Here is a 12,910-nt window from a genome sequence, read left to right on the forward strand (position 1 = left end):
GAGCAGCAGGCGTTAGAACGCGCAGCAACAGCGGAACGTCTTGTACGGAGAACAACGACGGGACGCAAACCAAATGTTATGAAATAACATTACAATTTCCTCCTCCGGGCTTCCCCGCCCGTAACGATGGTTCATATTTTGACGGCAGGTCTCCTGGCTCACGAATTTACGCCGCTCATCTGCCTTCCCGCATTTTAGAGAATGCAGTGGCATGACGCCTTTGAAGCGTCACGAGGATGAACGGCAATCCGCTTACAGTTGCGGGGGCAGCCACGGCATTGGGCGATCATCATCACCCGCACCATGTTCCCTATTAATCCCTTCGCCTTTCGGCTGCAGGAACCGTCGCTTTCTCACATACGGCGCAAGAAGCGGGGCGTCAATTGCGATAGTGCCGCAGCTCAGCACAAAGACGGGCCTGCCAACGCGAAAATTTGTCCCGCACCAAAACCGGCCGGTTGCGGCGCGTTTTTCGACATGGTGGTGAGTGTTTCGATCTCCACCAGCCCGGATTGCGCCAGAAAATCGGTGAGAAGACCGCTGTCGCGCACGGCGTCGAGCCGGACAAGTTGCCCCTCCAGATCGGCAAAATGCCGCCTGACCAGCGCGATCGCATCCGCCTCGTCACCCGCAACGACCGGGCCGACAATATGGCCCCGCCCCGCCGCACGGCGCAGTGCAAAGGCGACAAGACGGTCCGCCTCGAACAGGCCGTAACCGGCATTCTCCCGCAGCAGACGTTGCAGGACGCCCCGGCGCGAAACGCCGAAAGCTGCCTGATCCAGATCCTCCACGGCGGAAATTTGATCTTCCGAAAGCGGCTCGATCCGCTGTTTTCTGCCGAGCTGTGGCGTCTCGGTGGCGCAATGCGCCTTGCCCCGCAGGAGATGCACCTTTTCCGTATCTCCGGCAAAACCCAGCGAGGAAAAAAGTCGCCGCGACACCTCCGTTGCATTCAACCGCAAGGCGGCGGCAGGATACTTTGCCGAAAGCTGTCGCACAAGCCAGGGTGCGACGCCCTGACCCTGCAGACGGGGAGAAACGATGACCATGCCAAGCGTCGCGAAATTCGGATCATAGGGAAAAAGCATGGCGGTTGCGACGACGCGGTCGATCTCGTCCAGTGCGGCAAGGCCGACGCCGCATTGCCTCAGGAAACACCATTCATTGGCGTGATAACGCCATCCGACAGCCATGGACAAGGCATGCAGATGATCGGCCTCCACATCGGCGATATCCACGGTCCGCAATTCGAAACTATCGACTTTGAGCAGCTCCATAGCAAACGGCTCTCATTCCCCCCGGCGCGGAACCTTGGAGTCCCGGCAGCCCAGCCCATGACATCCGAAGATAACCAGCCTCGCCAGCACGAATTTTCTGAAAGCACTGGAAGGACACAACAATCTACCGAAATCATCGGCATTTCAGCAGATAAACGCCGCCGGCCACTCTAAGCTTCTGCGATGAATAATCCGGCCAGCATAAACGGCCGGCCAGTGGGGAAGACCTGTGGGGAAGACCATGAACGCAATCGAAATCCTTGAGCGTCTCGTCGCCTTCCCGTCCATCGTCGGAACCGCCAATGGCGATATTGCCGGATGGATTGCGGATTATCTGGAAAGCCACGGCGCGAAAGTCTCGCTATTGCCGGGACCGGAGGGCGACCGCGCCAATCTCTTCGCCAGTTTTGGTCCAGCCGATCGCGCCGGTTATATCCTCTCCGGCCACATGGATGTCGTGCCGGCCGGTGAACCGGAATGGAGCTCCGATCCGTTTACGCTCAGAACCGAAGGCGACCGGCTATACGGACGCGGCACCACCGACATGAAAGGTTTTCTCGCCACGGTTCTCGCCGCAGCACCGGCATTTTCGCGCATGGCGCTGAAACGACCGATACATATCGCCTTTTCCTATGACGAAGAAGCGGGCTGTCGCGGCGTTCCCCATCTCATCGCCAGATTGCCGGAGTTGTGCGCCCCGCCGGCGGGCGTGATCATCGGCGAGCCAAGCAATATGCGCGCCGTTCGCGCCCACAAGGGCAAGGCCGCGGCGCGCATCACGCTGCGTGGTCGGTCAGGCCACTCGTCGCGTCCAGATCAGGGGGTGAACGCCATTCACCTGATGACCGGCATCATGGTGAAAGCAGTCGAAACCGCTGATGTGCTGACGCGGGGACCGTTCGAAGCGACCTTCGAACCGCCCTACTCCTCCTTGCAGATCGGCACGGTCAAAGGCGGGCAGGCAATCAACATCATCCCCGATCATTGCGCCATCGAACTGGAAGCGCGGGCAATTTCGGGCGTCTCCCCGCTCGCCCTGCTGGAGCCGGTACGAAGCGCCGTCGAAGCGCTCGCCGCAAAGGGCGTCGATATCGAATGGACACCGATGAGCGCTTACCCCGCGCTGTCGCTTCCAGCCGATGCACCGCTCGCCCTGCTTCTGGAGGAACTGACCGGCACCCCCAACCTCGCAGCCGTCAGCTACGGCACGGAGGCCGGGCTTTTTCAGGCGGCGGGCATAGATGCCATCATCTGCGGCCCGGGCGATATCGGCCGCGCTCACAAACCGGACGAGTTCATTACGGCGGCTGAGCTTTCAGCCTGCCAGTCGATGCTGGAAACGCTCGGCCACCGCTGCGCGGTTTAAAACTTCGGGACATATGGATTTCAGATGACCTTTCTCTTCAATTCCGACGCAAAACGCGGTGAAATCTTCCGGCAGGCCCTGGTCACAGAGTTTCCCAATCTGCCGTTTTCGATGGATGTTTCGAGCGTCGATCCCGATGCGGTGCGTTATCTCATCACCTGGACGGTGCCTGACGACATCGCCCGATATCGCAATCTCGAAGTGCTCTTTTCGATCGGCGCGGGTGTCGATCAGTTTCACATCGAGGCCATCCCGGACACGGTAAAGGTCGTGCGCATGGTGGATGAGGGCATTATCCGCATGATGCAGGAATATGTCTGCCTCGGCGTGCTTGCCCTTCATCGCAACCTGCCGGTCTATTTGAAACAGCAGCGCCAGCAATTGTGGAAAGCCCTGCCCCAGCGTCAGGCGGAAGAGTGCCGGGTGGGCATTCTCGGCCTCGGCATGCTGGGTGTTGCAGCACTGGAGCGGCTGAAACCTTTCGGTTTTCCACTGTCCGGCTGGAGCCGCTCGCCGCGCAAGATCGATGGCGTCACCTGTCATCATGGCGATGAGGGATTGGGCACCATCCTCTCCACCAGCGATATTCTGGTCTGCCTGCTGCCGCTGACCGATGAGACGACCGGACTTCTGAATGCCGAGCGTCTGAATTCGCTCCCCGAAGGCGCGGCTCTGGTTCACGCCGGGCGCGGCAGGCAGCTCGACCATGACGCCCTCATCGACACGCTGGATAGCGGCAGGCTTTCAGGCGCCGTGATCGACGTCACCGATCCCGAACCCCTGCCGGAAGGCCACCGTTTCTGGACGCATCCGAAAATTCTGCTGACGCCGCATATTGCCAGCGTCACCCAACCCCATTCCGCCGCCCGCACCGTCGTTGATAACATCAAACGATACGAAACCGGTCTCGAACCGCTCGGCCTCGTCGACCGCAGCCGCGGATATTGATCAGCCACCCATCTCTGAAAGGAAAATCTATGCCGCTTCTCAAGCCCATCGACACCAATCCCGATTTCGAGCCGAAGGCCTCCAAGGCCTTGCCGGAACGCCTCATCGCCGGCGATCCCTCGTTCAAGACCTGGGCGTTGGACGAAGCCCGCGACGGCACCGTAAAAACCGGCATCTGGGAAGCGACCCCGGGCGAAAGCCGCTCGATCAAGGGCGAAACCTTCGAGTTCTGCCATATTCTGGCCGGCGTCATCGAAATCACGCCTGATGGCGGCGAACCGCAGCGTTATACGGCAGGCGACAGCTTCGTCATGAAGCCGGGTTTCGTCGGCGTCTGGAAGACCATCGAGACGGTGCGCAAGATTTACGTCACAGTGAACGGATGAGGTGAAACCCGGCATTTTCGAAATCGGTCGCGGTCGCGGAAACCGCAAAAACACCACAGGCAGCGCATCGCCGAAGATTGCGCTGTCTGCCGGTGACAAAACGGGATTTTCGTTCACCGTCCCCGCCGCAGTCGGTCGATCTCACTTGCCGGCAGGGAGTAGTTTTAAGGGCATATCCACAGAGGATTTCCCATGACGCTCAGCTTCGATCCAGACAGCCTATCCCTGCCGATCGGCCACTTCATCGGCGACCGGCTGATCCCGGCTGCAAACGGCATCGACATGCACCGCCCTTCGGACGGCATGGAATATGCCGGCTGCCCCAAGGCGGATGCGGCGCTGGTGGATGAAGCGGTGCAAACCGCCAAGGCCGCACTGAAAAGCAGCAACTGGGGCGGCGTACGTCCACGTGAACGCACCAAGGTGCTGCAACGCTGGGCCGATCTGATCGAAGCTGAAGCTGAGACGCTGGCGAAAATCGAGGCGCTATCCTCGACGCGTCCCGTGGGCCACCTGATTGCCGGCGATATCGCCGTCACCGCCGAGCAAATCCGCTTCTTTGCCGAGTTTGCGGACAAGGAAGGCGGCGATCTGGTGCCGACCGACGACACAAGTCTCGGCATGATCATGACCGAGCCCTATGGCGTCGTCGGCGCCATCACGCCTTGGAATTATCCGGTGTCCATGGCCGGCTGGAAGCTTGGTCCGGCTCTCGCTGCCGGCAATGCCGTGGTGCTGAAACCGTCCGAAATGACGCCATTCTCCTGCGTTTTCATGGCGCAACTGGCCATCAAGGCCGGATTGCCGGCAGGTCTCATCAACATCGTTTTGGGTGATGGCGCGGTGACGGGCAACGCGATTACCGGACACCCCGACATTTCGAAAGTCAGCTTCACCGGCTCCACCGCCGCAGGCAGCGCCATCATGGCCAATGTCGCCCGCACCGGCATCAAACCGATGACGCTGGAACTTGGCGGCAAAAGCCCGCAGCTGGTTTTTGCCGATGCGGATATCGAAAAGGCGGCGGCAGCGATTGCCGGCAATATTCTCTCCAATGCCGGGCAGGCCTGTGTGGCCGGTTCGCGCATCATCGTCGAGGAAAGTGCGGCCGAGGCACTTTCGGCGGCGATCATCGCCCGCATGAAGGCCGTCAAGCCCGGCCCGACATGGGACGAGGCGACGCAATATTCGCCGATCATTTCCGACGTCCAGCGCAAGCGCATCGACAGCATCGTGCAGGCCGCCGTCGCCCATGGCGGCGAATGCCTGACGGGCGGTGCGAACATGGACGGCCCCGGCTATTTCTACCAGCCGACGCTGATCGCCAATGTCGACCAGACCTCGCCTGCCGTGACAGAAGAAATCTTCGGGCCAGTGCTGACGCTGCAAACCTTCCGCACGGAAGAAGAGGCACTGGCGCTTGCCGATCATCCGACCTACGGTCTGGCGGCGGGTCTTTTCAGCCGGGATATTTCGCGTGTCCTGCGCCTGTCGCGCGCAATTCAGGCCGGAACGATCTGGGTCAACCGTTATGGCCGCTCGCGCGACCACATCTTGCCGACCGGCGGTTACAAACGCTCCGGCATCGGCAAGGATCTCGGGCGGGAGGCCTATCTCGCCAACCGCAAGAGCAAAAGCGTCCTGATTGGACTGTAAACGAGGGAAACGTCTTGAAAACGCATCGTATCGCACTCATTCCCGGAGACGGCATCGGCAAAAGCGTGACCGACGCCGCGTGGCAGGTGCTCAACGCCGCCGCCAAGACCGCCGGTTTTGCGCTCGAAGGCACCGAATTCCCCTGGTCCTGCGCCTTCTACAAGGAAACCGGCGCGATGATGCCCAAGGACGGCATCGAGACCCTGCGCGGTTTCGACGCCATTCTGCTGGGCGCTGTCGGCTGGCCGGCGCAGGTGCCGGATTCGGTGTCGCTGCACGGCCTGCTGCTGCCGATCCGCAAGGCCTTCGTGCAATATGCCAATATCCGCCCGCACCGGCTGCTGCCCGGCGTGCAGGGACCACTGAAAGCCGGTGGCTTCGACATTCTCTGCATCCGTGAAAATACCGAGGGTGAATATTCCGGTGCCGGCGGGCGCGTGCATCAGGGCACGGACGACGAAGTAGCCGTCGAAACCTCGATCTTCACCCGCAAGGGCGTGGAGCGCATTTTGCGCTTCGGTTTCGAGCAGGCACAGAAACGTCGCGGCAAACTCGCCTCCGTCACCAAGTCCAACGCCCAGAAATACTCCATGGTGTTCTGGGACGAGGTGACGCAAAAGCTCGCAGCGGAATATCCTGATGTCGAGGTTTCGAGCTACCATATCGACGCCATGGCGGCACGCATGGTGATGGCCCCGGAAAGCCTCGATGTCGTGGTCGCCTCTAACCTGTTCGGCGATATTCTGACCGATCTGGGTGCCGCCATTCAGGGCGGCCTCGGTTTTGCCGCCTCCGCCAATATCAATCCGGACCGCAGCGCGCCCTCGATGTTCGAGCCGGTGCATGGTTCGGCCCCCGATATCGCCCATCTCGGTATCGCCAACCCGATTGCCGCAATCTGGTCCGGCGCTATGATGCTCGATCATCTCGGCGAACATGACGCAGCCGCGAAGATCATGGCGGCGCTCGAAAAGGCGACCGGCAAAGGCATCGGCACCGTGCCGGGCAAGGACAAGACGGACGCCATTACTGCCGCAGTTCTCGCGGCGCTCGACTGATTTCGGAGACAGATGATGCAGGGTTTGAAGGACAAGGACCTCTTTCGCCAGACAGGCTTGATCGGCGGCGCATGGAAAGCGGCGGCATCGGGCAAGGTGGTCGACGTGATCGACCCGGCGACACAGGCGGTGATCGGCACGGTGCCTGACATGGGCGGCGCGGAAACCCGCGCGGCGATCGAAGCCGCCAACGCCGCTTTCGGGCCGTGGAAGAAAAAGACCCACGCGGAGCGCGCAGCGCTTCTCGAAAAGTGGTTCGCGCTGATGATCGAGCATGTCGACGATCTCGGCCTGATCCTGACCATCGAACAGGGCAAGCCGCTGGACGAGGCGAAGGGCGAAATCCGCTATGGCGCGTCCTTCGTCAAATGGTTTGCCGAAGAGGCCCGACGCATCAGCGGCGGCACCATCCCTTCGCCGACGCCGGATCGCCGCATCGTGGTGCTGAAGGAACCGGTCGGCGTCTGCGGCATCATCACGCCATGGAACTTCCCGAATGCGATGATCACCCGCAAGGTTGCACCTGCCCTTGCCGCCGGCTGCACCGTCGTCATCAAGCCTTCGGAATTCACGCCCTATTCAGCCTTGGCGCTTGGCGTGCTTGCCGAACGGGCCGGCATTCCCACAGGTGTCATCAACATCGTCACCGGCATGCCGACGGAGATCGGCAACGAAATCATGGCCAACGAGACGGTGCGGAAAATTTCCTTCACCGGCTCCACCCGCGTCGGCTCGCTTTTGATGCGTGGTGCGGCCGATAGCGTCAAAAGGCTGTCGCTGGAACTTGGCGGCAACGCGCCTTTCATCGTGTTCGACGATGCCGATCTGGATTTGGCCATTGAAGGCGCGCTGGTTTCGAAATTCCGCAATGGCGGCCAGACCTGCGTCTGCGCCAACCGGATTCTGGTTCAGTCAGGCGTTTACGATGCCTTCGCGAAGAAACTAGCGGATCGCGTCGATGCCATGCGGGTCGGTCCCGGAACGGAGCCGGGCGTTGCCATCGGTCCGATGATCAACGAGCCTGCCATCGCCAAAATCCGCGCCCATATCGACGACGCGATCTCCAAGGGCGCGAAGATCATCACCAAGCCGCATAATCTGCCGGAAGGCCCGCAATATACCGCCCCCGTGGTACTGACAGGCGCTACGACGGCGATGCGGCTGGCAAGCGAAGAGACCTTCGGCCCCGTCGCGCCGCTCTTCCGCTTCGAGACCGAAGAGGAAGCCCTCGCCATCGCCAACGGAACGCCCTTCGGCCTTGCCGCCTATTTCTACACGGAGAGCCTCAAACGCGCCTGGCGTGTGGGCGAAGCGCTGGAATTCGGCATGGTCGGCCTCAACACCGGCGCGATCTCCACCGAAGTCGCCCCCTTCGGCGGTGTCAAGCAATCCGGCCTCGGCCGGGAAGGCGCACAGGCCGGCATCGAGGAATATCTGGAAATAAAGACGTTCCACATCGGCGGGCTTGCCTGAGCCCCACTTCTTTCTCCCCGCCTAAAGGGCCGCTCTGCGGCCCTTCTTTTTGCGCCGGCGCAAGAAAAAAACGGCGCGGTGGCCGCCCTCTCCTCCGTCGTCCTCGGGCTTGACCCGAGGATCCATTCTTCGTGCAGCCGTGGATGCTCGGATCAAGTCCGAGGATAACGTCGAGTGTGGGGGAGATCGCCTCTCGGCACGCGATGATGCGCTCTACTGAAACTTATCCAGCATCTTGTAATAAAGCCCCACCACCGGCAGGAACCACGGCTTGCCGAAATGGCCCGGCACCGCCGGCCAGTCCAGCCCCTTCAGGGGATTATTATCCGGTCGCCCCAGAATGGCATCCGCCATAATCATGCCGAGATGGGTGGAGAGCTGCGCGCCGTGGCCGGAATAGCCCATGGCGTACCATACCCCGTCATGAAAACCGGCGCGTGGATAACGGTCCTTGGTCATGTCGACCAGACCGCCCCAGCAATAATCGATCGGCACATGTGACAGCTGCGGGAAGATGCGGTGCAGACTTTCCGTCAGGATCGCGCCGCTCTTGGCATCCGAGCGCTGATCCGATGTCGCGGAAAAGCGGGCGCGGCCGCCGAAGATCAGCCGGTTATCCGGCGCCAGCCGGAAATAATTGCCGATATTCATGGAGTTGACATAGGTGCGGTTGCCCGGAACCGATGCCTTGACCTCGGCATCCGTGAGCGGCCGCGTGGCGATGATGAAGCTGCCGACCGCGATGATGCGGCGGCGGAAATAGCTGAAGCCGGAGGGTGTGTAGGCCCCGGTCGCCACCAGAACGTTGTCGGCCGTCACTTTGCCGCGTGTCGTTTCCAGCGTGTGGGTCTTGCCGTTCTGAATGTGCTTCGTCACCGCCGCATTTTCGAAAATCACCGCACCATGTCGGCTGGCAGCCTCAGCAAGGCCTGCCACATAGCGGCCCATATGCATCATGGCACTCTTCTTCGACAGCATGCCGCCATAAAAGGGCGAGCCGATTTCCGCCTTGAGATCGGCGGCGGACAGAAGCGCCGTATCGGGATCGACCTCGGCATGCAGCGCCTCGAAATTCTTGGCCAGACCTTCGAAATGCTGCGGCTTGGAGGCAAGTTTCAGTTTGCCCGAACGGCGAAAGTTGCAATCGATGCCTTCCTCGGCAATCAGGGCTTCCAGCGTATCGACTGAATCATCCAGCGCCTTGTAGAGAGCGATGGCGCGCTCCTTGCCCAGTTCCGCCTTGGCGGAAAGATAGGAATGGGCAAGGCCATTGTTGAGATGCCCGCCATTGCGGCCGGAAGCGCCCCAGCCGACGCGTTGCCCTTCCAGAACGACGACGCGCGCACCGGCCTTGGCCAGTTGGCGCGCAGCACCCAGACCCGTGAAGCCGCCACCGATGACGGCCACATCATAGTGGCCCTCGACAGGACCCTGCGCCGCCCCCGCAAACAGGGGCGCGGTATCGTGCCAATAGGAGACGAGCTTCATGATCCAGTCCTTCCTTACAGTCCGACGACGCCCGCGAGACCGGAGATGTCGGCGATCTCGACGTAACCGTAATAGGGGTTGGCCGGCTCGTGGCCTCTGTTAACCCAGACCTTGTTCTTGATGCCGAGATCATGGGCCGACATCAGGTCGTAACGGAACGAGGAAGAAACGTGCAGCATATCTTCCGGGCCGCAGCCGAGCATGTCGAACATATATTCGAAAGCCTGGAAGCGCGGCTTGTAGGCCTGCGCCTGCTCGGCCGTGTAGACCGCATGGAAGGGCGCACCGAGCTTTTCGACATTCGACATGATCTGCGAATTCATGGCGTTGGACAGGATGACCAGCGGAATTTCCTTCGCCACCTTGGCGAGACCCGCCGGCACATCCGCATGCGGACCCCAGGTCGGAACGCGCTCGTAAACGAAGGTCGCGTCCTCATCCTTGAACGCAACGCCGTTGCGCTTGCAGCTGCGCGACAGGGAATTGTGGACGACCTGCGCATAGGGCTTCCAGTCGCCCATGATCTCATCCAGACGGTAGGCCGAAAAATTCTTGATGAACTGCTGCATCTGCGCTTCGTCGAGACGATCACTGTAAAGATCGCGGGCGGCCTCGGCCATCTGGAAATTGATCAGCGTGCCGTAGCAATCGAAGGAAATGTATTTCGGGCGGAAGATGGTCATGTCGTGGTCATCCTTGCTTGGAGATCGGCCGTGCCGGAATGATTGATCATAGAAAGCCTTTGCCCGGTCGGCGCACCGCAATTGCCATCAGTGGAAGCAGATTGTTGCGTATGCAGCCGCCAGTTTGGCAGAGAGTTGCGTTGGCATATCTCCTGACCTCCCGTGCGCCCCTGCCCCGGCATCGAAAGCGAATAACACGCGGCATAAGATGCGGCAGCGGGTAAAAGCAACAGTGAAACATATCGAACCTTGCCATTCGTCGGGACAATGTTCTTTTACCCCCGGTCTATCAATAAATGAGCAGAATAAACGGAGTTGGGCCATGCAAGCCAGCCTGATCAATATCCAGAATTTCGAGCCTCAACATCTCGATGCCGCCGTCGAACTTTCCCGCCAGGCCGGCTGGCCACACCGCCGGGAAGACTGGGCGCTGGTCCTTTCCTTAAGCAAAGGCTTTGTCGCGCTGGAAAACGGTCGCGTCGTCGGCACTGCGATGGCGACGCTTCTTGGCGACACCTGCGCCAGCGTCAATATGGTGATCGTCGACGAGACCATGCGCGGCCGTGGCCTCGGACGCCAGTTGATGAATGCAGCCCTCGACGCCGCTGAAAATCGCGAATGCCGCCTGACCGCCACCGCCGATGGTCTTCCGCTTTACGAGAAGCTGGGATTTGCCGCCTGCGGCGAGGTGCTCCAGCATCAGGGAATTCCGGTTGCGACCGATAAGCCAGCCGGTGTGGCGTGGGCGGAGACCATTGTTCCGGCCGAACTCGCCACCCTTGATGCGCAGGCTTTCGGCGCAGACCGCACGGCACTCTTTACGCAACTTGCCGACAGGGCGCGGTTCGCGGTCGTGAAAGAACAAGGCGTCATCACGGGTTTCGTGGGCCTGCGCGCCTTCGGTCGCGGCGAGGTCATCGGCCCGGTTGTGGCGGAAAATGCTGAAATCGCCCGGGATCTGATCGCTTTCGTGCTTTCCGAGCGCCCCGGCGCATTCCTGCGTGTGGACACCACAGCGGATACCGGTCTCGGCCCCTGGCTTGCCGAACAGGGTCTTGGTCATGTCGGCGGTGGCATCGCCATGCGCCGGGCCAAAGCCGAAATCCCTGCCGACAAAAAACTGAAAACATTCGCATTGACCAGCCAGGCACTGGGCTAAATCTGGAGAGACCTATGTTAAGCAATTCACTGATCGAACTAGACCGAGCCCATCTGGTGCACCCCGTCTCTTCCTTCCGCGGCCATGAAAAGCTCGGTGTGCGCGTGCTGAAATCGGCAAAGGGCGCCACCATCACCGATATGACCGGCCATCAGCTGATCGATGGTTTTGCCGGTCTCTGGTGCGTCAATGCCGGTTACGGGCATGACAGCATCGTCGAGGCGGCGGCAAAGCAGATGCGCGAACTGCCCTATGCCACCGCCTATTTCGACATTGGCAGCGAACCGGCCATCCGGCTCGCCTCCGAGCTTGCCGACCGTGCGCCCGGCGATCTCAACCACGTCTATTTCACGCTTGGCGGTTCGGACGCGGTGGACAGCACCATCCGCTTCATTCGTTATTACTGGCATGCAAAGGGTGAGCCGCAACGTGACCAGTTCATTTCCATTGAACAGGGTTATCACGGCTCCACCACGGCCGGTTCGGGCCTCACCGCCCTGCCCGCTTTTCATGCCGGTTTTGGCGTGCCTTACGACTGGCAGCATAAAATCCCGTCGCATTATGCCTACCGTAACCCGGTCGGCAGCGACCCGGCCGCCATCATCGCTTCCTCCCTGCAAATTCTGAAGGACAAGATCGAGACTATTGGACCGGATCGGGTTGCAGCCTTTTATGCCGAACCCATTCAGGGCTCGGGCGGTGTTCTGGTGCCGCCACCGGGCTGGATCAAGGCAATGCGCGAACTCTGCCGCTCCTATGGCATCCTGTTCGTCGCTGACGAAGTCATCACCGCCTTTGGCCGCACCGGACCGCTGTTTGCCTGTGCCGACGAGGATATCGTGCCGGACTTCATCACTGCCGCAAAGGGTCTGACATCGGGTTATGTTCCAATGGGCGCGGTCTTCATGGCCGATCATGTTTATGATACAATTGCCGACTTCGCAGGCGATGCGGCCGTCGGGCACGGCTATACCTATTCCGCCCACCCCGTCAGCGCCGCCGTCGGGCTGGAAGTGCTGAAACTCTACGAGGGCGGGCTGCTGGAAAATGGTCGCCGCGCCGGGGCGCGATTGATGGCCGGGCTGGAGAGCCTTCGAGCCCACCCGCTGGTTGGCGATGTGCGCGGTCGCGGCATGCTCGCCGCCGTCGAGCTTGTGACCGACAAGGACAAGAAAACCCCGCTGCCGGCAGCGGCGGCCCCTGCACGCAAGGTTTTCGACCGCGCCTGGGAAAACGGGCTTGTCGTGCGCGCCTTCGCAAACGGCATACTGGGCTACGCACCGCCGCTTTGCTGCACCGATAGCGAGATCGACGCCATTGTCGAGCGGACACTGAAAACCCTCGACCAGACGCTCGAAGACCCCGCCGTGCGGGCAGCGATGGCCTGAAGCGGCAACCCGGCTGTGTCACGAC

At 61.0% G+C, this 12,910-nt stretch carries 11 protein-coding genes and 1 riboswitch; of the genes, 8 read left to right on the plus strand and 3 right to left on the minus strand.

All coding sequences use genetic code 11. The features are described 5' to 3' along the window. Positions 1-126 precede the first annotated feature (126 nt). Positions 127-362, minus strand: a riboswitch (cobalamin riboswitch). A 39-nt stretch (positions 363-401) separates the two neighbouring features. Beyond that, complete coding sequence (locus tag FCH38_RS10245) at positions 402-1,280, minus strand: GNAT family N-acetyltransferase (protein ID WP_153514691.1); 879 nt, start codon at positions 1,278-1,280, stop codon at positions 402-404. Positions 1,281-1,521: 241 nt separating this feature from the next. Here FCH38_RS10245 and argE point away from each other — a divergent pair, with 241 nt between their 5' ends. From argE to FCH38_RS10275, 6 genes are all read left to right on the plus strand, one after another. After that, on the plus strand, positions 1,522-2,646 hold the full coding sequence (gene argE, locus FCH38_RS10250) for an acetylornithine deacetylase (protein WP_174373683.1): 1,125 nt from the start codon (positions 1,522-1,524) through the stop codon (positions 2,644-2,646). A 24-nt stretch (positions 2,647-2,670) separates the two neighbouring features. Beyond that, positions 2,671-3,594: a 2-hydroxyacid dehydrogenase gene (locus tag FCH38_RS10255; protein WP_174373684.1), complete on the plus strand. Its 924-nt coding sequence runs from the start codon at positions 2,671-2,673 to the stop codon at positions 3,592-3,594. 29 nt (positions 3,595-3,623) lie between these two features. Next, positions 3,624-3,980 (plus strand): cupin domain-containing protein, encoded by a 357-nt coding sequence (locus FCH38_RS10260; RefSeq protein ID WP_004438300.1) that lies wholly within the window; start codon positions 3,624-3,626, stop codon positions 3,978-3,980. Positions 3,981-4,172: 192 nt separating this feature from the next. Next, a complete protein-coding gene (locus tag FCH38_RS10265) occupies positions 4,173-5,636 on the plus strand; it encodes an aldehyde dehydrogenase family protein (protein WP_174373685.1) in 1,464 nt (487 codons plus the stop codon). Positions 5,637-5,650: 14 nt separating this feature from the next. Next, entirely contained in the window at positions 5,651-6,694 is a 1,044-nt protein-coding gene (locus tag FCH38_RS10270) for a tartrate dehydrogenase (protein ID WP_174373686.1), read from the plus strand. A 15-nt stretch (positions 6,695-6,709) separates the two neighbouring features. Further along, positions 6,710-8,167, plus strand: a complete 1,458-nt coding sequence (locus tag FCH38_RS10275; protein ID WP_174374010.1) for an NAD-dependent succinate-semialdehyde dehydrogenase — start codon at positions 6,710-6,712, stop codon at positions 8,165-8,167. A 213-nt stretch (positions 8,168-8,380) separates the two neighbouring features. On the opposite strand, the gene FCH38_RS10280 is transcribed toward FCH38_RS10275, so the two are convergent. Next, the gene (locus FCH38_RS10280; protein ID WP_174373687.1) at positions 8,381-9,655 is read right to left on the minus strand and encodes an NAD(P)/FAD-dependent oxidoreductase; all 1,275 of its coding nucleotides are present in this window, start codon (positions 9,653-9,655) and stop codon (positions 8,381-8,383) included. Between the two features lie 14 nt (positions 9,656-9,669). Beyond that, positions 9,670-10,338, minus strand: a complete 669-nt coding sequence (locus FCH38_RS10285) for a haloacid dehalogenase type II (RefSeq protein ID WP_174373688.1) — start codon at positions 10,336-10,338, stop codon at positions 9,670-9,672. Between the two features lie 322 nt (positions 10,339-10,660). Here FCH38_RS10285 and FCH38_RS10290 point away from each other — a divergent pair, with 322 nt between their 5' ends. Further along, a complete protein-coding gene (locus tag FCH38_RS10290; RefSeq protein WP_174373689.1) occupies positions 10,661-11,497 on the plus strand; it encodes a GNAT family N-acetyltransferase in 837 nt (278 codons plus the stop codon). Positions 11,498-11,511: 14 nt separating this feature from the next. Further along, positions 11,512-12,885, plus strand: a complete 1,374-nt coding sequence (locus FCH38_RS10295; protein ID WP_153514678.1) for an aspartate aminotransferase family protein — start codon at positions 11,512-11,514, stop codon at positions 12,883-12,885. Positions 12,886-12,910 lie beyond the last annotated feature (25 nt).

This window comes from Agrobacterium tumefaciens (assembly GCF_013337285.1).
GTDB lineage: Bacteria > Pseudomonadota > Alphaproteobacteria > Rhizobiales > Rhizobiaceae > Agrobacterium > Agrobacterium burrii.

Excerpts from the sequence above, each read along its gene's own strand:
- FCH38_RS10275 (WP_174374010.1), top strand. The coding sequence starts at position 6,710 with ATGCAGGGTTTGAAGGACAAGGACCTCTTTCGCCAGACAGGCTTGATC.
- FCH38_RS10295 (WP_153514678.1), top strand. The coding sequence starts at position 11,512 with ATGTTAAGCAATTCACTGATCGAACTAGACCGAGCCCATCTGGTGCAC.
- FCH38_RS10245 (WP_153514691.1), bottom strand. The coding sequence starts at position 1,280 with ATGGAGCTGCTCAAAGTCGATAGTTTCGAATTGCGGACCGTGGATATC.
- FCH38_RS10290 (WP_174373689.1), top strand. The coding sequence starts at position 10,661 with ATGCAAGCCAGCCTGATCAATATCCAGAATTTCGAGCCTCAACATCTC.
- FCH38_RS10285 (WP_174373688.1), bottom strand. The coding sequence starts at position 10,338 with ATGACCATCTTCCGCCCGAAATACATTTCCTTCGATTGCTACGGCACG.
- FCH38_RS10280 (WP_174373687.1), bottom strand. The coding sequence starts at position 9,655 with ATGAAGCTCGTCTCCTATTGGCACGATACCGCGCCCCTGTTTGCGGGG.
- FCH38_RS10255 (WP_174373684.1), top strand. The coding sequence starts at position 2,671 with ATGACCTTTCTCTTCAATTCCGACGCAAAACGCGGTGAAATCTTCCGG.
- FCH38_RS10260 (WP_004438300.1), top strand. The coding sequence starts at position 3,624 with ATGCCGCTTCTCAAGCCCATCGACACCAATCCCGATTTCGAGCCGAAG.
- FCH38_RS10265 (WP_174373685.1), top strand. The coding sequence starts at position 4,173 with ATGACGCTCAGCTTCGATCCAGACAGCCTATCCCTGCCGATCGGCCAC.
- argE (WP_174373683.1), top strand. The coding sequence starts at position 1,522 with ATGAACGCAATCGAAATCCTTGAGCGTCTCGTCGCCTTCCCGTCCATC.